The sequence below is a fragment of the Chryseobacterium sp. ISL-6 genome (assembly GCF_018613715.1).
Taxonomy (GTDB): Bacteria; Bacteroidota; Bacteroidia; order Flavobacteriales; family Weeksellaceae; genus Chryseobacterium; species Chryseobacterium paludis.
The window spans coordinates 23269-44652 of record NZ_JAGGPT010000011.1 but is presented as its reverse complement, the minus strand read 5'-3'; the positions used below and the strand labels follow the sequence as shown (position 1 = coordinate 44652).

Below are 21384 nucleotides of genomic sequence, written 5' to 3'. Positions count from 1 at the left end.
TATCTTGTAAAATTGATTTAAACAAAAATAATATCTTTTTAATTTGGTTTTTAAAGTTATTATGCTTTAAATTTGCTAAAAAATTCAGATAAATAAATGGAAATAGAAATTTCCTCATGCGAGCATTTAATGTATGTGAGTGAAATACAGCAGGAAATGTATGATTCTGCACAACGGAGAGGGACGGGGATCGCAAAACGTTCCATAGAATATTTAAGTAAAAAGATTTCAGAAGGTAATGCCGTGGTTGCTACTGAAAATGGAGAATGGGTGGGATTCTGTTATATAGAAACCTGGTCACATGGTCAGTTTGTGGCAAATTCAGGACTTATTGTATCTCCAAAATATAGGAACGGAGGTGTTGCCACTTTGATAAAGAATAAGGTTTTTCAATTATCAAGAGACAAATATCCGACCGCTAAAGTATTTGGATTAACGACAGGGCTTGCGGTGATGAAAATCAATAGTGACTTAGGATATAAACCGGTTATTTATTCTGAATTGACGCAGGATGAAGAGTTTTGGAATGGGTGTAAGAACTGTGTGAATTATGAAATTTTAATGAAGAAGGAACGTAAGAACTGTTTATGTACAGCGATGCTTTTCGTTCCGCAAAATAATGTAATTAACGGGGTTGGAAATGAACATCCCCAAAAAGAATATAACAAGGAAATGATTCAGGAAAGTTTTTTGTCCTCAGAACAAATCACGGCTGATGAATTAGATCTTGTAAATAACAATACGAAAAAGAAGACAGATGAAAAAGAAAGTAATCTTAGCGTTTAGTGGTGGTTTAGATACCTCTTACTGTGCTAAATATCTTAGTGAAACACTTGGATATGAGGTGTATGCAGTAACTGTAAATACAGGGGGCTTTTCTAAAGAAGAAGAAAAGGAACTGGAAAAGAAAGCCCTGAATCTTGGGGTGAAAAACTACAGGTGTATTGACGCTCAGGAAGATTACTACAATTCTTGTGTAAAGTATCTGATCTTCGGGAATGTATTGAAAAATAATACCTATCCGCTTTCCGTAAGTGCTGAACGCACCATTCAGGCTCAGGAGATTGCAAAATGTGCTTTGGAAATTGGGGCTGATGCTATTGCTCATGGAAGTACAGGAGCAGGCAATGATCAGGTGCGTTTTGATTTGATCTTTCAGGTGATGGCTCCAAATGTGGAAATCATTACGCCGATTCGTGATATGGCATTGTCAAGAGAAGAAGAAATTGAATTCCTGAAAAGTCATGGTTATAATATGGAATTTCATAAAGCTCAATATTCGGTTAATAAGGGACTTTGGGGAACTTCTGTAGGTGGAAAAGAAACATTGACTTCAAGAAATTATCTGCCTGAAGAAGCCTTTCCTTCACAAATTAAAGAGAGCCAACCTTCTGAACTGGAAATAGAATTTAAGAATGGAGAAGTGGTAGCAGTGAATGGCGAATACTTTAGCCATTCTGTCTATGCGATTCAGAAGATTGAAGAACTGGCTTCCGCTTACGGTATTGGTCGTGATATTCATGTAGGAGATACGATCGTTGGAATTAAAGGACGAGTAGGATTTGAAGCTGCTGCTGCATCAGTCATTATCAAAGCGCATCATTTATTAGAGAAGCATACTTTATCTAAATATCAGCAAATGATGAAATCGCAGTTGTCCGATTGGTATGGCAACTGGCTTCATGAAGCATTGTTTCTAGATCCGGTAATGAGAAATATAGAATCTTTCTTATCTGACTCTCAGGGAATGGTAACAGGGAAAGTTTTTGTAACACTTTATCTATACCGATTTGTTCTGAACGGAATCGAATCTGAACATGATCTGATGTCTGATAAATTTGGAAGCTATGGAGAAGCTAATCGAGCATGGAGTGGTGAAGATGTGAAAGGTTATACTAAAATCGTGAGCAATTCCCTAAATATTTATCATCAGATTAACGGAGTGAAAGCATGATAAAGACGGTAGGAATTGTTGGGGCTAACGGATATACTGGTAGTGAATTGATTCGTTTATTAGCTTTTCATCCTAATATTAAATTGAGTTTTTTATATAGTCGTTCTAATTCGGGTACTAAGATTTCAGATCTGTATCCGGATTTAACGACGGTTTGTGATATGGTTTTAGCAAATAAGCCTTCACAAGTTGATATTCTTTTTCTTTGCTTACCACATAAGGAAAGTCAGAATTGGTTAAGTCAAAATGTTGTTAGTGATGATACACTGGTTGTTGATCTGGGAAATGATTTCCGTTTAGATGGGAAATTTGCAGATAGAAATTTTATCTATGGATTACCGGAAATCAATAAAAAAAATCTTTTAGGAGTTAAAAGTATTGCGAATCCTGGTTGTTTTGCGACAGCAATTCAGTTGGCTTTATTGCCATTAGCTGAAAAAGGATTGCTCAATGAAATATTTACTACCGGAATTACAGGTTCTACAGGTGCTGGGCAGTCTTTACAGTCAACAACGCATTTTACCTGGCGCAACGATAATATTTCTGCTTATAAAACATTGACACATCAGCATGTGGATGAAGTTTTACAGCAATTGAATTCTTTTAATGATAAAGAGGTTAGCTTAAATTTTGTTCCATGGCGTGGAGATTTTACGAGAGGGATTTTTACCAGCTCAACGGTTAAATCAGATTTGAAGCTTTCAGATTTGGAGCGATTATATAGGGAATTTTATGAAGAAGCAGTTTTTGTAAAGGTTAGTGAGAGGGCAATTGATTTAAAACAGGTTGTCAATACGAATCGCTGTGTGATTCATATAGAAAAGAATGAAAATGTGGTCGTTATTCATTCAGCGATCGACAATTTATTAAAAGGAGCTTCCGGACAGGCGGTTCAAAATATGAATCTTGCAATGGGCTGGGAAGAGAGGACAGGATTGAACTTAAAGCCAATAGGTTTTTAAAAATAATGAAGAGGTAGCAGATAGCAGATAATAAATAAGATCGTTGATCAAATCAATCTCAATCTCGGATGCTGGAATTCGTAAACCAAACTTTAAACTTTCAATTATCAACTTTCAATTTAAAAAAACATGAACTTATTCAACGTATATCCATTATTTAATATAAATCCTGTAAAGGCTCAGGGATCATTTCTTTGGGACGATAAGGGAGAAAAATATCTTGATTTTTATGGTGGTCATGCTGTGATCTCTATTGGTCATAATCATCCGCATTATCAAACGAAACTTAAAGATCAATTAGATAAAATTTCTTTTTATTCTAATTCTGTTCAAAATGAGCTGCAAACGGAACTTGCTGAGAAATTAGGGAAGTTATCAGGTTATGAAGATTATAATCTTTTCCTGTGTAACTCAGGAGCAGAAGCCAATGAGAATGCTTTAAAACTGGCTTCTTTCCATAATGGAAAAAGCAAAGTTCTTTATTTTTCAGGGTCTTTCCATGGAAGAACTTCTGCAGCAGTTTCTGTGACAGATAATCCAAAGATTGTGGCTCCCGTTAATTATTCTGAACGATTCATCAAATCGGAATGGAATAATGTAGAGCAGCTGGAAAAGGTTTTTGAAACTCATGGGGATGATATTTCTTCTGTAATTATTGAAGGAATCCAGGGAGTAGGTGGGATTATGATTCCAACAGCAGAGTTTTTATCTAAAATTAAAGAACTGTGCGAGCAGTATAATACTGTTTTGATTTTGGATGAAGTACAATCCGGATATGGAAGATCGGGTTATTTCTTTGCACATCAGGAGTTTGGTGTTCAGCCGGATATAATTACAACAGCTAAAGGAATGGGAAATGGTTTTCCGATTGGTGGTGTTTTGATCCATCCGAAATTTGAAGCCAGCAATGGATTACTGGGAACTACTTTTGGTGGAAATCATTTAGCTTGTGCTGCAGCGATTGCCGTTCTGGATGTGATGAAAGATGAAAATCTTATGGATAATGCTGAAAGCATGGGAAATTATATTGAAAATGAAATTAAAGATTTTCCACATGTTCAATCTATTCGAAGGAAAGGATTGATGATCGGGATAGAGCTTGACAGAGATTGCGCTGAGGTGAGGAAAAGCCTGCTTTATGATCATCATATTTTTACAGGAAATTCTAATGATAAAGCTGTGCTGAGAATTCTTCCGGCTCTTACCATTAAAAAAGAAGAGACTGATCTTTTCATTAATGCTTTGAAAGAGATCCTTCATCAAATAGATTAAATATTCAAACTTCAAAAGTTTGATTCAGACTTTCAAATTTTAATAAAATGAAAAATTTTACCGCTGTAAGTGATATTGAAAACTTACAGGAAATCATAAAAAAAGCTTTATATATAAAAGAAAACCCCCATTCAGAAACTGAAAAAGGAAAGGGGAAAACTATAGGATTGGTATTCTTAAATTCAAGTTTAAGAACCCGTTTAAGCAGTCAGATTGCAGCCCAAAACTTGGGATTAAATGTCTTAACACTAAATGCAGCCCAGGAAGCATGGAATCTTGAATTTGCTGATGGAGCGGTGATGAATGGCGATACTGTAGAGCATATCAAAGATGCTATCGAGGTGTTGAATCAATACTGTGATATTATTGCGGTTCGTTGTTTTGCGGGAATGAAAAACAAGGAAGATGATGTAAATGAAAGTATTTTAAGTCAGTTCCTGAAACATGCAAAAGTTCCGGTAATTTCTTTGGAATCGGCAACCCGTCATCCTTTGCAAAGTTTAGCAGACTGTATCACCATCACTGAAAACTGGAAAGAAGAGCGTAAGCCAAAGGTTGTATTGACCTGGGCTCCACACATTAAGCCAATTGCTCAGGCTGTAGGAAATTCTTTTGCTGAGTGGATGCAGGAAATGGATGTGGATTTTGTCATTGCGAATCCTAAAGGGTATGATCTGGATCAAAATTTTACAAAAGATACCAAGGTTATTCATAATCAGGAAGAAGCTTTGAAAGATGCGGATTTTATCTATGTTAAAAACTGGTCGTCTTTTGATGAATATGCTGCCATACCTGAAGTAAAAGAAAATTGGATGCTGACTGCTGAAAAGCTGGCAGAAACGAATAATGGAAAGGTCATGCACTGTCTTCCGGTTCGTCGGAATGTAGAACTAAGTGATGAAGTAATGGATGGTGAAAATTCGATTATTTATCAGCAGGCTAAAAACCGTATTTTCTCTGCACAGGCTGTGTTTAGTGAGATTTTAGATGAAATCAAATCCAGTAAATAATCTATTATGAAAGAGAAACTTTTTGTTGTAAAAATAGGAGGTGCCTTGATTGATGATGAGGTAATGCTAAATCAGTTTCTGGAAGAATTTTCCAATATTAAGGAAAAGAAAATTCTGATTCATGGTGGTGGAAAACTGGCAACGATACTGGCGGCTAAATTGGGAGTAACTCAGCAGTTGGTCAATGGAAGAAGAATTACGGATAAATCGACATTAGATATTGTGACAATGGTGTATGCGGGAAATATTAATAAAAATATCGTTTCGAAACTACAGTACAGAAATTGTAATGCTTTAGGGCTTTCAGGTGCTGATGCTAATGTAATTCAGGCAAAAAAGAGAAATCACTCTGAAATTAATTTTGGATTTGTTGGTGATATTGATGAGGAAAGCGTCAACAAAAAAATGCTTTCTTATTTTCTTTATCTTGATCTGGTTCCTGTTTTTTCTGCCATCACACATGATAAGAAAGGAAATCTCTTAAATACCAATGCAGATACCATTGCTTCGGTAATTGCTCAGTCTTTATCAGAAATATATGATGTTGAATTGTTGTACTGTTTTGATAAAGAAGGGGTATTGGAAGATGTTGATGACCCTGATTCTGTTATTAAAAGTGTATCTCAGGAAGATTTTTCAACTTTAAAAGAAGCAGGAAAATTGCATAAAGGGATCTTGCCGAAACTTGAAAATGCACTTGGAGCCATTAAAAATAATGTAAATAAGGTTTTCTTAATTAAAGAAACCCAATTGAAGAACCATATAGAAAATCATCATGCAGGAACTGAAATCTGTTTATAATCAAGAAGAGTTATTCAATAATGCAATTGAATTGCTTAAAAAACTGATTGAAATGCCTTCATTCAGCAAGGATGAATATAATACTTCTGTAGAAATAGAAAGTTTTTTTCAAAAACACGGAATTCCTGCGAAGCGTTTTAAAAATAACATCTGGGCGGTCAATAAACATTTTGATGAGGCTAAACCTTCTGTATTGCTGAATACACACCATGATACGGTAAAACCTAATAAGGCCTATACTTTAGATCCGTTTGTAGCAATTGAAAAAGAGGGAAAATTATATGGATTGGGTAGTAATGATGCCGGGGCTTCCCTGGTTTCTTTAGCACAGACGTTTTTATATTTTTATGAAAGAGGAGATTTAAAATATAATTTAGTTATTGCTTTAACGGCAGAGGAGGAGATTTCAGGTTTTGATGGGATTGAAGCCTTATTTCCACGACTGCCCAATGTGGAATTGGCTATTGTAGGAGAACCTACGCAGATGAACCTTGCGATTGCTGAGAAAGGACTTTTGGTAATTGATGGTGAAATGAAGGGTACAGCTTCTCATGCTGCTCATCCTAATAATGATAATGCTATTATAAAATGTATGCGGGATTTGCAGCATATTACAAATTTTAAGTTTCCAAAGGTTTCAGATTATCTGGGAGAAGTTAAAATTACGCTATCTGCCATTCATGCCGGAGTTCAGCATAATGTAGTTCCTGAAGCATGTCAATTTACTTTGGATGTAAGAGTGACGGATGAATATAGCAATGAGGAAGTTTTTGAAATTATTCAATCACAAATGAAATCAAACCTTACGGCAAGATCCTTCAGGTTAAATTCTTCGAAAATAGAATTGGATCACCCTTTTGTGCAGGCTGGTTTGGCAATTGGAAGGACAACGTACGGATCTCCAACCTCTTCAGATCAGGCAATCATACCTTGTACCTCTGTTAAAATGGGTCCCGGAGACAGTAGGCGCTCTCATACGGCGGATGAATATATAGAACTCAGTGAAATAAAAGAAGGAATTGAAATTTATATCCGGATTTTAGAAAAGGTGTTATAAAAGACGTAAGATCTCAGACATCAGTTATCAGACATTTAAATGGATTAAATAAGTCTAGCATCTGATATCTAGTATCTGAAATCTGAAAAAAAAATATTGGTTTTAGTTAGTTTTTAAATGTTTTGACTCAGCATGATTATAATGAAGAAAGCAGTTTTTAATAAGATTTATGCAAGAAGACCATTAAAAATGAAAGACTTTATTGAATGTGGAAGATGTTAAAGTTTTTAGCAGTAAGAAATATCATGCTGAGCACAAAACAGCTCTAAAACCGAATTATAGTAATATTTTAAATAGACAATTATGAAAAAGATATGGCAGAAAGATAATCTTGCCACCAATATATTAGTCAACCAGTTTACAGTAGGAAAAGACCTTGATTTCGATGAGCGATTAGCAAAATATGATGTTAAGGGTTCTATGGCTCACTGTAAGATGCTTGCAGAAGTTGGAATTATTTCCAATGAAGAATCAGAACAGATGACCTCTGTTTTGGAAATTATATTAAAAGATATTGAAAACGGAAGTTTCGAACTCGACAAAGAGGCAGAAGATATCCATTCTCAGATTGAAGCGATCTTAATTGAAAAATTAGGAGATGTAGGGAAAAAGATTCATACGGCAAGATCCCGAAATGATCAGGTTTTATTGGATATCAAGCTTTATTTACTGGATGAGATTCGTGAAATAACAAGCCTTACTGACGAGTTTTTTCAGCTATTGATAGGATTGGCAGAAGAGCATAAAGAGGTTTTGCTTCCAGGATATACACATTTGCAGATTGCAATGCCTTCGTCTTTTGGATTATGGTTCGGAGCGTATGCAGAGGCTTTATTAGATGATGTTGAAATGCTGTTCTCGGTAAAGAATATCATTAATAAAAACCCATTAGGTTCTGCAGCTGGTTATGGTTCTTCCTTTCCGATCGATCGAGAAAGTACAACCTACAACCTTGGGTTTCAAACGATGAATTATAATGCTGTATATGCTCAGATGACCCGTGGGAAATCTGAAAAGTTACTGGCAATGGCCATGGCAACAATAGCAGGAACCCTTGGGAAATTTGCCTATGACGTATGTTTGTATTTAAGTCAGAACTTTAATTTTATAAGCTTTCCTAAAGAATTTACAACGGGAAGCAGTATTATGCCTCATAAAAAGAACCCGGATATTTTCGAGTTGGTGAGAGCGAGATGTAATAGAATTCAATCTTTACCGAATGAGCTTATACTGTTGACGAATAATCTTCCTTCAGGATATCACAGAGATGTACAGCTGACAAAAGAAATTCTTTTTCCAGCTATTGATTCCTTAAAAGAATGTCTGGAGATCTTAAATTATACTTTGCCCAACATAAAAGTGAGAGAGGGTATTCTGGAGGATGAAAAATACAAATATCTTTTCAGTGTAGAGAAAATTAATGAAGAGGTTAAAAATGGCAGTTCCTTCCGGGATGCTTATGTAAAAGTAGGCCAGGAAATAGAGAATAATGAATTTGATTTTAAAATTGCGAATCTTAGCCATACCCATCAGGGAAGTATAGGAAATCTATGTCTGGATAAAATAAGTTATCAGTTTAATAAACTGAAAAATAAAATACTGGGTTAGGCGAGATCAATTTTAAATTTAGTGGATTTTTTCACTTCATGTAAAACGATGGAACTGTGGTATTGTCCGATATTAGGAATATTTGAGATCACACTTACAGCAAAATCATTATAAGAGTTGATATCCTTGGCAATGATCTTCAGCATATAATCATATTCGCCAGAGAGGCTGATGATTTCCTGAACTTCGTCATATTTTCCAATGTTCTTCTCAAAAGTCTCCAATACCTTTTTGGACTGCTCTTTAAGACGGACATTACAATAAACAACAATATTGAGTCCCAGTTTTTCACGGTTCAGAAGGCCAACATATTTCTCAATAACCCCTTGTTTCTCTAATTGTTTGATACGCTCATAAGTTGGAGTGAAGGTAAGACCAATCTTCTCGGAGATTTCTTTTACAGATAGAGTAGAGTCTTCCTGAATAATACTGAGAATCATTTTGTCTTTAGCGTCCATAGTGTAGATTTGAGATTTAACAAAAATATTAAGAAAAAATGAGAATAATGGGTGATTGAAGTTTTTTAATTTATTTGGGATTTTGATTTTGTAGTATCGCTGAAATGTTATATCTTTGCACCTAATGAATAAAAGAGTATTTATATCATTAGATTTACCGGGCGACAGCGCCCTTTACGATATTTATTGTTATTAAGCGAAGATTTTGTCTTCGCTTTTTTTATGTAAAAAATTAAGATATTATGTTTACGATTACAGAACTAAGTACCGAGAAAATCAACAGTATACTGGCAGAAGCACTGGCTTTTGCTAATGGAAAAACTGCTAAAATAGAGGGCGAAGTTTTTTGCTCAAATCTATTCTTTGAGGATAGTACAAGAACAAAGACAAGCTTCGATTTAGCTGAAAGAAAATTAGGATTGCAGGTCGTTCCATTTGATGCTTCACACAGCTCAGTAAATAAGGGCGAAAGTTTATATGATACAGTGAAGACGATTGAGAGTATAGGGGTAGACTTAGTTGTAATAAGAGATAAAAAAGACGGATTCTTTGAAGAATTAAAAAATATTAATATTCCGGTGATCAACGGTGGCGATGGAAAGGGAAACCACCCATCGCAGTGTATGCTGGATCTTATGACGATCCATCAGGAATTTGGAAAATTTGAAGGTCTGAAAGTTGGAATTGTAGGGGATGTAAAGCACAGCAGAGTCGCTAACTCCAATGCAGAAGCATTAAGAAGACTAGGTGCTAAAGTATATTTCTCAGGACCAGAGGATTGGTTTGATGAAGGTGCTTTGATTAACGGAACTTACCAGTCGGTAGACCAGCTGATCAATGAAGTGGATGTTTTAATGTTATTAAGAATTCAGCATGAAAGACACGACGCTAAAATGAGTTTTTCGGCTTCAGATTATCATAGAAAATATGGTTTGACGAAAGAAAGGGAAAAAGCGATGAAAAAAGAAGCAATCATCATGCATCCAGCTCCTATCAACAGAGGAGTGGAAATCGATACCGATTTAGTAGAATGTGAGCGTTCAAGGATTTTTAAGCAAATGCAGAATGGAGTTTTTGCAAGAATGGCGATACTTAAAAATACGCTCGAAGAAAAAGGATTTAAGTTTAAATAATTGTAAAAAGTATTAATGTAAAAGGTATTCATGAAAATCGTCTATAGGTTTATATATGAATACATGGTACAACAAAAATAAAAATGAAAAAGAAATTAATATTAGAATCCGGAGAGGTTTTTAACGGAGAAGGTTTCGGAGCAGAATTGGAAACAGCAGGAGAAGTGGTTTTCAATACCGGAATGACGGGATATCAAGAATTGATTTCCGACCCATCTTATTGTGGTCAGATTGTATGTATGACTTATCCGTTGATCGGAAATTATGGGATCAACCGCGATGATTATGAAAGTATTGAACCAGCTATTAAAGGTCTTATTGTAAAGGAAATTTGTGATCTACCATCCAATTTCCGTACTCAGATCACCTTGGATGAATTGTTCAAAAAGAAAAACCTTTCAGGAATTTCAGGAATAGATACAAGAAGACTGACAAGAATTCTTCGTAACTCAGGTGTGGTAAAAGGAAAAATTGTAAATGCAGATGCTGATGAAAACGCAATTGTAGAAGAGTTAAAATTAACAACTTTCCCTACCAACCAGGTAGAAACTGTTTCTACTAAAACACCTTACGCAAATCCGGGAAGAGGTTTCAAAGTAGTATTGGTAGATTTCGGTTCTAAATTAGGAATCATCAGAGAGCTTTCTCAAAGAAACTGCGACATTATCGTTGTATCACATGATACAACAGCTGAAGAGATCTTACTAATGGATCCGGATGGTATTATGCTTTCAAATGGTCCTGGTGATCCTGAAGATAACCAACAGGCCTTAGAAATGATCCGCGGTCTTTTAGGAAAAGTTCCGATCTTTGGAATTTGCTTAGGACACCAGTTAATAGGGTTAGCTTGTGGAGCGAAAACATTCAAACTGAAATTCGGACACAGAGGAGGAAATCACCCGGTTTTAGATTTAGTGAAGAATAAAGTTTCGATCACTTCCCAAAACCACGGTTATGCAGTAGATCAGGAAAGTCTTAAAGGAACAGACCTTATCGAAACCCACATCGCTCTAAACGACAGAACAAATGAAGGATTGAAACACAAAATCCACCCTTGTTTCTCAGTTCAGTATCACCCGGAAGCAAGTCCAGGCCCGGAAGATGCGAATTATTTGTTTGATGAGTTTATTGATTTAATGGAAGACTTTAAGAAGCTATAATACAGACATCAGATAGCAGACACTAGACATCAGACTTTTGAAAATTAAAGTAATTATGCACAATTTTGAGAAATTAATTTTAACAAAAGAGTTAGAACTACTTAATGTGGAAAAAGTTGATAGTCTAATATCAAATCTGAATGAAATTCAAAGAATGATTTATACATTCAAATCTAATTTAAAAAAGTAAAAACAGAATGTTGGAAGTCTGAAATCTGGCATCTGACATCTTGTATCTAAAAAAAGAAAATGGCAAAACGTACAGATATAAAAACAATTTTAGTAATCGGTTCTGGTCCTATCATCATTGGGCAGGCGGCAGAATTCGATTATGCAGGAACGCAGGCTTGTTTATCCTTAAGAGAAGAAGGTTACAAGGTAATTTTGATCAACTCAAATCCTGCAACGATTATGACGGATGTGGAGATCGCTGATAAAGTATATATCGAGCCGATATCCCTTCAGTTTGTAAGTCATATCATCAGAAAGGAACGTCCGGATGCGTTGCTTCCTACTTTAGGGGGGCAGACTGGATTGAATATGGCAGTAGAATTGGAGAAATCAGGGATCCTTGAAGAATGTAAAGTTGAGGTATTGGGAACTACACTTTCAGCGATCAACAGAGCGGAGGACAGAGATCTGTTCCGTGAATTAATGAGAGAGCTGAACGAGCCGGTTCCGGAATCTGATATTGTAACTACAGTAGAAGGAGCTCTTCATTTCGCTGAAGAAATCGGATATCCTGTTATTGTTCGTCCTGCCTTTACCATGGGAGGGACTGGAGGTGGAATCGCTTCCAATGAGGCTGAATTAAAAGAGATCGCAGAACTGGGATTGAAATACAGTCCGGTAACGCAGTGTCTTATTGAAAAATCAATCGCAGGTTTCAAAGAAATCGAATACGAAGTAATGCGTGATGCGAACGACAATGCAATTGTGGTTTGTAACATGGAAAATATAGACCCGGTGGGAGTTCATACGGGAGACTCAATTGTGGTAGCGCCTTCACAGACGCTTTCAGACAGAGAATACCAAATGTTGAGAAATGCTTCCCTAAAAATCATCAGAGCACTGGGGATTGAAGGGGGATGTAACGTACAGCTGGCTTTGGATCCACATTCATTTGAATACTATATCATTGAAGTAAACCCGAGGGTTTCAAGATCATCAGCTTTAGCAAGTAAAGCGACGGGATATCCGATCGCTAAAATTGCAGCTAAGATTGCAGTTGGGTTAACCCTTGATGAGATCATGAATCCGGTTACAGGAAAAACTTACGCATGTTTCGAACCAGCTTTGGACTATGTGGTAACTAAATTCCCAAGATTTCCTTTCGATAAATTTGAAACTGCGGACAGAAGACTTTCAACACAGATGAAAGCGACCGGAGAAGTAATGGCTATCGGAAGAAACTTTGAAGAATCTTTACAAAAAGCGGTACGTTCCCTGGAAACAGGTTTAAGACACTTAGGATTAAAAACAAAACAAGCTGCAGCTTTAACAGACGAAGACATCGAAAGAAGAATCAGAGTTTGTGATGACGAAAGATTATTCATCATTTGTGATGCTTTAAGAAGAGGTTACGATTGGGAACAGATTGTAGAATGGAGTAAGATTGACAAGTTCTTTATCTATAAATTAAAGAAACTGGTTGACTTCGAAAAAACAATTGCTGAACATAAATTTGATAAAGAGATTTTAATTAAAGCTAAAAAATTAGGTTTCTCAGATCAGAATATCGCTCACTTATGGGAATCTACTCAAAGAGAGGTTTACAATTTCAGAAAAGAAAATGGAGTGATACCGGTTTACAAAATGGTAGACACCTGTGCGGCAGAATTTGAAAGTGAAACACCCTATTTCTACGGAACTTATGAAGAGGAAAATGAAAGTGTGGTTTCAGATAAACAAAAAGTGGTCGTTTTAGGCTCAGGGCCAATCAGAATAGGACAGGGAGTAGAATTTGACTATGCTACAGTACATTCAGTTTGGGCGATCAAAGAAATGGGCTACGAAGCGATTATCATCAACAATAACCCTGAAACAGTTTCTACAGACTTCTCAATCTCAGATAAATTATACTTCGAACCTTTAACGGAAGAAGATGTAATGAGTATCATCGACCTTGAGAAACCAATGGGAGTAGTTGTTCAGTTTGGAGGACAAACGGCGATTAACTTAGCAGATAAACTGGCAAGCTATGGAGTAAAGATCTTAGGAACTTCATTAGAAGACCTTGACAGAGCTGAAAACAGAGATAAATTTGAAAAAGCGCTGCAGGAAATGGGAATTCCTCAGCCTTTAGGAAAAACCTCGACATCAAAAGAAGAAGCGATAAAAATTGCTAATGAGATTGGTTATCCGGTTTTAGTTCGTCCAAGTTATGTACTGGGAGGGCGAGCCATGGAAATCGTGTATACAGAATCAGAATTGGCTCATTATATGGAATTTGCGGTAGATGCAAGCCCGGAACACCCGGTATTGGTAGACCGTTACATTACCGGAAAAGAAGTTGAGGTAGATGCGATCTGTGACGGAGAAACGGTAATCATTCCTGGAATTATGGAACATATCGAAAGAGCGGGAGTTCACTCCGGAGACTCTATAGCGGTATATCCACCACAAAATGTTTCTCAAGCTGAAATTGACACCTTAGTAGATTACACCCAAAGACTGGCAAAAGGCTTGAATGTTATTGGATTAATGAATATCCAATATGTTCTGTTTGATGGAAATGTATTCGTGATCGAAGTGAACCCACGTTCATCAAGAACAGTTCCTTTCCTTTCAAAAATTACAGATGTACCGATGGCTAACTTAGCGACAAAAGCTATCTTAGGTCAGAAGCTGAAAGATCTGGGATATAAAAACGGATTGGTTCCGAAAAAAGAAGGTGTGTTTGTAAAAGTTCCGGTGTTCTCATTCTCAAAATTAACGAAAGTTGATATCTCTTTAGGACCAGAAATGAAGTCTACAGGAGAAGTGATGGGGAAAGACACCACTTTAGAAAAAGCTCTTTATAAAGGACTTATTGCAGCAGGAAGAAAAGTTCCGATGCACGGATCAATATTATTCACAGTAGCTGATAAACACAAGCAGGAAGCTGCTGATCTGGCTGCAAGATTCCATGAAGTTGGATTCAGAATCTGGGCAACAGAAGGAACGGCTAAATTCTTTGAAGAAAAAGGAATCCCTTGTAAAATAGGATACAAAATCGGAGAAGAAAGTGTAAACCTTATCGACCTGATCCAAAAAGGAAAAGTACAATATGTAGTCAACACCATGACCAAAGGAAAGCAGGTTGAAAGAGATGGTTTCCAGATCCGAAGAATGAGTGTTGAAAATGGAGTACCATGTTTAACATCAATGGATACGGTAGAGGCTATTTTAAAAGTGATCGAAAGTATGACTTTTAAAATGAATGCGATGTAATCTTTGAAAAGCAAATATATTTTAAAACCCCGTAAGAAAACTTACGGGGTTTTTTTATAAAAATTAAATTATTTGTATAATTTAGATAGTATTAATATTATATAGAAATTCAAATAAACTCAAAGATTTTTTATAAACAATGAAAACTAAAATAACAATTCTAGGAGTCCTAATATTAGGTTTTTTAGCCGCTTTCTTTTATGTGTTGTTAGCGAATCCATATAAGACTGAAAAAATAAAAATACTTGATTGTGAATCTACTTACAGGGACTATTATTTTGATGATTGGAGTTTAAGAGATTACTACATAAAGCCTAGGGCAACAACGTCATTCGGAAAACAATTTGCTGAAAAAGAAGTTGGAATATGTTTGTATGATAATTATTTTAAGTCACTCAACTCTAAATATAAAGCTGAACTTTTAAAATTATTCAAAAACAATAAAGAGATTATTATTACAGAGAAAAATTTTGAAATTGAGGAAGATTTTAAAAATAGGACAGGAATAAATAAACCTAAAAATCCTATTGAATTTGATCAATATTATCTTGAATAGGGAGTATTTAAAAAGTAATCGAAAGAATGTGATTTATCAAAACCTAACTAATTAATAGGATTTATGATTAAAACTTACAGAGAAGGTGCCGTTGGTGCATTGCTCGACGAATATGAAAGGGCAATTAACGACTTGCAACAGGTAATTACTGACATTTCAGATGATGAACTAATTACAATTATTGATGCTGAAACAAGTGACTCTAACTGCAAATCGATTCAGACAATACTGGCACATGTGGTTAGTGCAGGATTTGCTTATGCTATCGATATCCGATTAATGGGGCAAAATGTAAAATATCCAGACATTGTACTTCGTTGGACAATAGATGATTATCGTAAAGACTTTGACCGCTTATTCGTCTTTACCGTAGAAACTTTCAGAAATATTCATGATGATCAGCTTGAAGAATTTGACAACACCAAAAAAATAAATACTTTGTGGGGACAAGTTTATGACATAGAACAGTTAACGGAACATGCAATTGTTCATGTTTTACGTCATAGACGACAAATTGAAAAATTCAAAATTATATTGCATGGGCAAAAATAAAAATAGTTGAACATGTTATTGTTGAATGGGTAAATTGATGTAATTAAAAATTAATTTTGCAGAGTTTTGTGAGATCAGTTTAAAAATAAATAATATTTGCTGATTTATTTATAAATTAGAGCGTTAAAATTCAGGCTGTTAATACTATTTAAAAACCAATAGAAATTCCACCAAATTAAAAAATAACCATGGCAGAATATCAAGCAAAATCAAGCAATTCTTTATTTTTTGAAGTAACAAAAGAGAGCAGGTTAATTGGAAAACTTATTTATAATAGTTGGTTTAAGTTTAATGCTGTAATAGAAATTGTAGATGGTTTGGAGTATCATATTGAACCGAAGGGGTTTTGGGGAACAACCATTGAGTTAAAGGACAATGAAAAGATCCTTTTAAAATTCAGACTGAACTGGAATGGGGAAATTGTTATACAAACCTACTTTGACGACTTGAAGAGAAGCTATGCTTTTAAGCACAGAGGTATTTTTAAAGAATCATTTGTACTAACAGATCAGGAAGGACTTGAACTTTTGGTAATGAAGCCGGATCTCAAATGGAGCACCATGAATTATGAATACCAAATAACAACATCAGAAGCTTTTGAGATTCTACCCAGTAAAGAAATACTATTGATCAATTCTCTACATTGTGCCAATTATTATATGTCTATGATGATGTCATCAATGCTTACATAGATTATGAAAAAATAACATAGATATCAAAAGGATGCAGCGATGCATTCTTTTCTATTTTAAGAGGAAACAGCTTCAAAATTTATATCTTTAGAAAGTAAAAATAATATTTAAACACCAAATGACGAAACATCAGCAAAGAGTAGCGGACGTGTATCATTTCTTTGATAATAAAGACACTATTCTCGGATTCAGAAAATTGCTTGACTGTGCTATGGATACTCAGAATATGGGTATTTACAACGAAGCAATTTCTTTAACGGACTGGAAGGAACAATACCCAGATAAAACCGAAGAATTTATTGATAAATCAAAAGATCTGCTTCAGAAAATTGAAGCAATTAAAGTTCCTGAATATCCTTTAGAAAAATCAGTGCTTCACGCAGAGCATATTTCTAAATCATATGGTAGTAATCGGTTTTCTTTAGGACCTGTTTCCATTTCAATTAATAAAGGTCAGGTTTATGGATTAGTTGGTGAAAATGGTAATGGGAAAACCACCCTTTTAAGAATTTTAGCAAAAGAAATTTCTTATAATCAAGGTCAGTTGCAATATTCATTTAACCAGGAACCAAAGAATGATTATGATCTTCGTACAAAATTGGTTTACATTCCGCAACGAACTGCCAAATGGTATGGAAGTCTTAAAGACAACCTTAAATTTGTCCTTGCCAATTACGGGGTGAATACAGAAGAAAATGAAACCCGAACGCTAATGATGATCGCCCGTCTCGGATTGTGGAATTATAAACATTTAAAATGGAGCGAACTATCCTCAGGATATAAAATGCGCTTTGAACTGGCACGCACTCTTTTGAGAAAACCTGAAATTCTGTTGTTGGATGAGCCTTTAGCTAATCTTGATGTGGTGGCCCAACAGGTGATTCTGGAAGACTTGAAAGCGATTGCTAATTCAGTAAATAATCCCATTGCTTTGATCTTAAGTTCTCAGCAATTGTATGAAGTGGAAAAGGTTTCGGATAAAGTTATTTTCCTGAAAAACGGACAATACAAGGATAATTCTGATCTTAAGAACAATGAAGAAAACCATTTGATCATTGAAATTGATACTCCCAGTTCCAGAGATGAACTTTTAGAAGTTTTTAAAGCTTTAAAACTGGAAAAACTCAATTATAATGGTGGAGTATATGTTGCCTATTTTTCTGTAGAAACAGAATTTTATGATGTAATGTCTTCATTGGGAAATGCTAAAACCAACATTGTTTATATCCGTAATATTTCATCTTCCACAAGAAGATTTTTCGTTAGTTAATCTTCTTTAATTCGATCAAAATGCAAAAAATAAATCAACTCAATCAATATTTACTGGAGCGATACCCAACCATCTGGAACACAAAAATCGTGTGGATGCTTTTGGTAAGTGCACTTATTCATATCTTGTTTTTCGCAATAGGATATTGGTCTCATATGGATCCGCGCTCCCTTCAGACCTATAGTGTAAAAGATGATTATTTTAAAAATGGTGTTATATTCATTCATCTCATCATCTCTATTTTAATGATTGTAGGTTGGCTCATAATGATGTTCAAAAACAATGCGTTCAAGAATTTTTATCCTGTTTCAAAATGGAAATTATTCTCACAGTTTGTTCAGTATTTTATCATCCTTTTTACCAGTACTACCTTCTTTTTCTCTTATATGATAGGTTTCAGGATGTTTATTAATCATCAGTACCCTGATCAACAAGTAGAGAAAAATATAGATATTATTAATAGAACCTCACCCTTTCTTTCACAGGAACTTGAAGCCTATACCTTGGATAACAGAAAGTTTCCAAAACCTTTTGCAGATCTTTTCTGTGAAACGGATATTAATAAAATAAACACGGCTAAAAAATATTTTATTTATTATAACAGGGTATATCAATACTATTCTGTGTATTCCAAGACGTCTGCTAAAAAAGATAGATATGGAAATTTTGCAATTCCTGAACCGGAAAGAACTAATAAAACGGCTGTCGCTTATTCTGAACTGAAAGAAAATTCTGGTACATTCTATTTCAAAAAAGAGGTTGTGGATCTTTCATCATATATTCAGACAACAGGTTTAAGCTATTATAATTTTTCTAAAATTTTCTATGATGAGACTTCTAAGGATGTTCATTATGTAAAAGAGCAAAATTATAATGATATGAATACGGAAGGTTATACAAGCAGTGACTACAAAAAATTAGCTTTTGAAATTAATAAAAAGACTACTGATCTTTTAAATAAAAACAATCCTGCAGAATTAGAAAGCTTACTTTCTGATTTTTTGAAAATATCAAAAGAATATAAAATACAGACTAATCTGGAAGCTAAAGAATGGGCGAAAATGATCTATTCCACACAGAATAATAATTTTGAACCCAAATATTTTATACGAAAGGTTAGAAACTACAATGAAGCTGATGATCCATCAACCTCCAGAGAATATGAAGCTGATTATGCTGTTACAGATACCGAAGCGGCTATTGCGGATAATGGAACGATCGTAAGGGATTCTTTAGCTATAGTAGCTCTTAACCCTGATATTCATCAACAGGTTTCTCCTGAAAAGTATTTTAAAAATAATCTTACAGACTATTACTTTTACACAGATTCTTTGAAAGATGTTCTGAACAATGTTAATACAATAAAAAATATGGATTTCTTCTCGGAGAATATTCATATCTACTTATGGATCTCTTTTTTCCTGGCAGCTTTTATTTTTAGTTTTAGAATTGTAGGATTGAAATCACTATTATTCAGTGTCATCAGTGCCGGAGTATTGATTTTAGCCGTCACGTTACTTACCGTTTTATATTCTGTGTTAGTCCGGGGAAAGGAAGAGTTTTTTGCTTCTTATTTTACTCTTTTTATCTCTTTGATCATTCTTTTAGTTCCCTTATTGATGATGCGAAAAGTTGGAAAGCTGGTATCTTCGATTTTTATTACTATTTCAATGAGTGGATTTGTGCTTTTCTTATTTCTTATCTTCGGAATTATCACTATCCATCAGAAAGCGACGTGTATAAGTACGAGTACTGTACATTCGTATGCCGAATGTCCAACAATTATTGATTCTATGGGCCTTAATCTGAGCTTTATTATATTTGTATGTGGTTTTATATTTATGTATTTCTATACTTCCATTCTTCAAAAATGGAAAGCAATGCCACAATAATTTAAACAACATAAGAAAATCCTCATCACATATTAAGATGAGGATTTTTATTTTTAATTAATTTTATAATAAGGTACTGAAAAATATTTGCTTGGCTTTATATATGCTGTTTTTCTGTCAGCATCAAAGATCCAGATAAACCTTCGTATCATATCGGCTGCAAAATAGCTTACTTTTTGTGTTTTAAGATCTCCCGCAAAGAACCCGGCAGATACATTTTCCATCATTATATTTCCTATTTTGAATTTGGGCAAAATACCTTGCTTTGTGATGACACTTTTACCACTGGAGTTTTTTAATGTTTTTTCTCCTGTTACTTCCAGTTTTTTGTCTAATCCGTTGTCTTCGGCAAATTGATTATTGTAAAGCAATCCTCCGGAATATCCTGATTGTAGAAGAAAATGACCTTCAACTGATTTTCCATCAATGATATTCTCTGCATTAATGAATAGCTGATCTCTTTCAGGATACAGTTTAATAGCCTGATAACCTTTTAAATCTGGCAGCTGATCGTAGATAACGAACTTATTATTATCATAATCGATCTTGAAAGCTTTTCCCGAAAAAATACCTGTTCCAAATTTCCCGTCGGCTTCATGTCCTGTCAGCTCATTATCGAAAAACCGAACATTTTTTGTTACTATTTTTCCTAATTGTATGGTATTATTTTCACTGATCTCATCCTTGAAAATAATATGATCTGCTTTTCTAGTACGTTCAGGGGAAATGGAGGCATCTGCCATAGCAATTTGAAACATCAGATCCAGAGAGTCCTTATCATTTATCAAAGCTTTGACAATGATATTATTGTACTGAGTAAGTCGAAAAGGAATTGTTTCCTGTGCCTGAACTACAATAAAATATGAAAGAAAAAGAAATAGAATGTTAAGTTTTGTAAACATCAGTAAAATGGTTATTGGTTGAAACTTTAAGTTTAGAAAATTACCTTTTATTTTTGAAATGCGAAAGAACATAAAAATACTTGTCTGTTTTTCGGTTGCAGTGCGGATTTTCTGTATTTAAATTTGTAAGAAAAAATATGAACAATTTTAAATTTGAAGCACTGAATGATGTAGATTTTGCTTACTTGAGTCGCTTATCAGATGCTGAACTTTCAGAAAAAAATATTAAAAAGTTAGTGGTAGATAAATTTCCTGGTTTTCCATGCCGGGTTACTTTGGAAGATGCAAAGGTAGACGAGCAGGTTTTCCTTCTTAATTATGATTTTCACAATGTAAATTCCCCATATAAAGCCAGCGGGCCTATTTTTGTAAGAACAAACCACTCAACAAAAATGTATGAAATTAATGAGGTTCCAATAATGTTTAACCATAGACTTCTTTCTGCTCGCGGCTATACCAAAGATGGGATGATGTTTTTTGCAGACGTTTTTGAGGGAAAACTTTTGAAAGAAAAGATTCAGGAGATTTTTGAAAATCAGGAAATCGAATATGTACACATTCACAATGCAAAACCAGGATGTTTTAATGGTGTTGTAAGAAGAGCATAAAAATACTTGTCCATTTTTCGGTTGCAAAATAAGCCATACTCTTATTAACTTTATAAAAAAATAAC

The 21384-nt window shown here is 34.8% G+C and carries 19 protein-coding genes; 17 read left to right on the top strand and 2 right to left on the bottom strand.

Annotated features, from left to right (window positions below):
* Positions 1 to 96: 96 nt before the first annotated feature.
* The 8 genes from J7E44_RS21025 to argH all read left to right on the top strand — a co-directional run bounded on the left by J7E44_RS21025 (position 97) and on the right by argH (position 8664).
* Positions 97 to 786: a GNAT family N-acetyltransferase gene (locus J7E44_RS21025; protein WP_214833304.1), complete on the top strand. Its 690-nt coding sequence runs from the start codon at positions 97 to 99 to the stop codon at positions 784 to 786.
* Complete coding sequence (gene argG / locus J7E44_RS21020; RefSeq protein WP_214833302.1) at positions 758 to 1954, top strand: argininosuccinate synthase; 1197 nt, start codon at positions 758 to 760, stop codon at positions 1952 to 1954. Before J7E44_RS21025 ends, argG begins: the two co-directional genes overlap by 29 nt.
* Positions 1951 to 2916, top strand: a complete 966-nt coding sequence (gene argC / locus J7E44_RS21015; RefSeq protein WP_214833300.1) for an N-acetyl-gamma-glutamyl-phosphate reductase — start codon at positions 1951 to 1953, stop codon at positions 2914 to 2916. Before argG ends, argC begins: the two co-directional genes overlap by 4 nt.
* A gap of 129 nt (positions 2917 to 3045) precedes the next feature.
* Positions 3046 to 4188: an aspartate aminotransferase family protein gene (locus J7E44_RS21010; RefSeq protein ID WP_214833298.1), complete on the top strand. Its 1143-nt coding sequence runs from the start codon at positions 3046 to 3048 to the stop codon at positions 4186 to 4188.
* A gap of 47 nt (positions 4189 to 4235) precedes the next feature.
* A complete protein-coding gene (locus J7E44_RS21005) occupies positions 4236 to 5198 on the top strand; it encodes an N-acetylornithine carbamoyltransferase (RefSeq protein WP_214833296.1) in 963 nt (320 codons plus the stop codon).
* A gap of 6 nt (positions 5199 to 5204) precedes the next feature.
* Positions 5205 to 5999 carry an acetylglutamate kinase gene (argB, locus tag J7E44_RS21000; protein WP_214833294.1) on the top strand — a complete coding sequence of 265 codons (795 nt, stop codon included), beginning with the start codon at positions 5205 to 5207 and terminating at the stop codon, positions 5997 to 5999.
* Entirely contained in the window at positions 5974 to 7056 is a 1083-nt protein-coding gene (locus tag J7E44_RS20995) for a M20 family metallo-hydrolase (RefSeq protein ID WP_214833292.1), read from the top strand. The genes argB and J7E44_RS20995 overlap by 26 nt, the downstream gene beginning before the upstream one ends.
* 303 nt (positions 7057 to 7359) lie before the next feature.
* The gene (gene argH / locus J7E44_RS20990; RefSeq protein ID WP_214833290.1) at positions 7360 to 8664 is read left to right on the top strand and encodes an argininosuccinate lyase; all 1305 of its coding nucleotides are present in this window, start codon (positions 7360 to 7362) and stop codon (positions 8662 to 8664) included.
* Here the strand turns inward: argH and J7E44_RS20985 are convergent.
* A complete protein-coding gene (locus J7E44_RS20985) occupies positions 8661 to 9122 on the bottom strand; it encodes an Lrp/AsnC family transcriptional regulator (protein WP_214833288.1) in 462 nt (153 codons plus the stop codon). The two genes, argH and J7E44_RS20985, sit on opposite strands and share 4 nt — an antisense overlap.
* Before the next feature lie 242 nt (positions 9123 to 9364).
* Between J7E44_RS20985 and J7E44_RS20980 the strand changes: the two genes are divergently transcribed.
* The 8 genes from J7E44_RS20980 to J7E44_RS20945 all read left to right on the top strand — a co-directional run bounded on the left by J7E44_RS20980 (position 9365) and on the right by J7E44_RS20945 (position 19809).
* A complete protein-coding gene (locus J7E44_RS20980; protein WP_214833286.1) occupies positions 9365 to 10255 on the top strand; it encodes an aspartate carbamoyltransferase catalytic subunit in 891 nt (296 codons plus the stop codon).
* Between the two features lie 83 nt (positions 10256 to 10338).
* The gene (locus J7E44_RS20975) at positions 10339 to 11415 is read left to right on the top strand and encodes a carbamoyl phosphate synthase small subunit (RefSeq protein WP_214833284.1); all 1077 of its coding nucleotides are present in this window, start codon (positions 10339 to 10341) and stop codon (positions 11413 to 11415) included.
* A 249-nt stretch (positions 11416 to 11664) separates the two neighbouring features.
* On the top strand, positions 11665 to 14847 hold the full coding sequence (carB, locus tag J7E44_RS20970) for a carbamoyl-phosphate synthase large subunit (RefSeq protein ID WP_214833283.1): 3183 nt from the start codon (positions 11665 to 11667) through the stop codon (positions 14845 to 14847).
* 139 nt (positions 14848 to 14986) lie between these two features.
* Positions 14987 to 15403, top strand: a complete 417-nt coding sequence (locus tag J7E44_RS20965; RefSeq protein WP_214833281.1) for a hypothetical protein — start codon at positions 14987 to 14989, stop codon at positions 15401 to 15403.
* A 63-nt stretch (positions 15404 to 15466) separates the two neighbouring features.
* The gene (locus J7E44_RS20960; protein WP_214833279.1) at positions 15467 to 15955 is read left to right on the top strand and encodes a DinB family protein; all 489 of its coding nucleotides are present in this window, start codon (positions 15467 to 15469) and stop codon (positions 15953 to 15955) included.
* Positions 15956 to 16143: 188 nt separating this feature from the next.
* On the top strand, positions 16144 to 16647 hold the full coding sequence (locus J7E44_RS20955; protein ID WP_214833276.1) for a hypothetical protein: 504 nt from the start codon (positions 16144 to 16146) through the stop codon (positions 16645 to 16647).
* A 118-nt stretch (positions 16648 to 16765) separates the two neighbouring features.
* Positions 16766 to 17917 (top strand): ABC transporter ATP-binding protein, encoded by a 1152-nt coding sequence (locus J7E44_RS20950; protein ID WP_214833274.1) that lies wholly within the window; start codon positions 16766 to 16768, stop codon positions 17915 to 17917.
* Positions 17918 to 17937: 20 nt separating this feature from the next.
* On the top strand, positions 17938 to 19809 hold the full coding sequence (locus tag J7E44_RS20945; RefSeq protein WP_214833272.1) for a hypothetical protein: 1872 nt from the start codon (positions 17938 to 17940) through the stop codon (positions 19807 to 19809).
* Between the two features lie 53 nt (positions 19810 to 19862).
* Here the strand turns inward: J7E44_RS20945 and J7E44_RS20940 are convergent, their stop codons facing one another.
* Positions 19863 to 20711: a pepsin/retropepsin-like aspartic protease family protein gene (locus J7E44_RS20940; protein WP_214833271.1), complete on the bottom strand. Its 849-nt coding sequence runs from the start codon at positions 20709 to 20711 to the stop codon at positions 19863 to 19865.
* A 137-nt stretch (positions 20712 to 20848) separates the two neighbouring features.
* Here J7E44_RS20940 and J7E44_RS20935 point away from each other — a divergent pair, with 137 nt between their 5' ends.
* On the top strand, positions 20849 to 21319 hold the full coding sequence (locus tag J7E44_RS20935) for a DUF1203 domain-containing protein (RefSeq protein ID WP_214833268.1): 471 nt from the start codon (positions 20849 to 20851) through the stop codon (positions 21317 to 21319).
* The last annotated feature ends 65 nt before the right edge of the window (positions 21320 to 21384 follow it).

What these genes read in the sequence shown, in the direction of transcription:
- J7E44_RS20980 (WP_214833286.1), top strand. Translation starts at nt 9,365, where the DNA reads ATGTTTACGATTACAGAACTAAGTACCGAGAAAATCAACAGTATACTG.
- argH (WP_214833290.1), top strand. Translation starts at nt 7,360, where the DNA reads ATGAAAAAGATATGGCAGAAAGATAATCTTGCCACCAATATATTAGTC.
- J7E44_RS20940 (WP_214833271.1), bottom strand. Translation starts at nt 20,711, where the DNA reads ATGTTTACAAAACTTAACATTCTATTTCTTTTTCTTTCATATTTTATT.
- J7E44_RS20995 (WP_214833292.1), top strand. Translation starts at nt 5,974, where the DNA reads ATGCAGGAACTGAAATCTGTTTATAATCAAGAAGAGTTATTCAATAAT.
- J7E44_RS20935 (WP_214833268.1), top strand. Translation starts at nt 20,849, where the DNA reads ATGAACAATTTTAAATTTGAAGCACTGAATGATGTAGATTTTGCTTAC.
- argB (WP_214833294.1), top strand. Translation starts at nt 5,205, where the DNA reads ATGAAAGAGAAACTTTTTGTTGTAAAAATAGGAGGTGCCTTGATTGAT.
- J7E44_RS20960 (WP_214833279.1), top strand. Translation starts at nt 15,467, where the DNA reads ATGATTAAAACTTACAGAGAAGGTGCCGTTGGTGCATTGCTCGACGAA.
- J7E44_RS20950 (WP_214833274.1), top strand. Translation starts at nt 16,766, where the DNA reads ATGACGAAACATCAGCAAAGAGTAGCGGACGTGTATCATTTCTTTGAT.
- carB (WP_214833283.1), top strand. Translation starts at nt 11,665, where the DNA reads ATGGCAAAACGTACAGATATAAAAACAATTTTAGTAATCGGTTCTGGT.
- argG (WP_214833302.1), top strand. Translation starts at nt 758, where the DNA reads ATGAAAAAGAAAGTAATCTTAGCGTTTAGTGGTGGTTTAGATACCTCT.
- J7E44_RS20965 (WP_214833281.1), top strand. Translation starts at nt 14,987, where the DNA reads ATGAAAACTAAAATAACAATTCTAGGAGTCCTAATATTAGGTTTTTTA.
- argC (WP_214833300.1), top strand. Translation starts at nt 1,951, where the DNA reads ATGATAAAGACGGTAGGAATTGTTGGGGCTAACGGATATACTGGTAGT.
- J7E44_RS20975 (WP_214833284.1), top strand. Translation starts at nt 10,339, where the DNA reads ATGAAAAAGAAATTAATATTAGAATCCGGAGAGGTTTTTAACGGAGAA.
- J7E44_RS21025 (WP_214833304.1), top strand. Translation starts at nt 97, where the DNA reads ATGGAAATAGAAATTTCCTCATGCGAGCATTTAATGTATGTGAGTGAA.
- J7E44_RS21005 (WP_214833296.1), top strand. Translation starts at nt 4,236, where the DNA reads ATGAAAAATTTTACCGCTGTAAGTGATATTGAAAACTTACAGGAAATC.
- J7E44_RS21010 (WP_214833298.1), top strand. Translation starts at nt 3,046, where the DNA reads ATGAACTTATTCAACGTATATCCATTATTTAATATAAATCCTGTAAAG.
- J7E44_RS20955 (WP_214833276.1), top strand. Translation starts at nt 16,144, where the DNA reads ATGGCAGAATATCAAGCAAAATCAAGCAATTCTTTATTTTTTGAAGTA.
- J7E44_RS20945 (WP_214833272.1), top strand. Translation starts at nt 17,938, where the DNA reads ATGCAAAAAATAAATCAACTCAATCAATATTTACTGGAGCGATACCCA.
- J7E44_RS20985 (WP_214833288.1), bottom strand. Translation starts at nt 9,122, where the DNA reads ATGGACGCTAAAGACAAAATGATTCTCAGTATTATTCAGGAAGACTCT.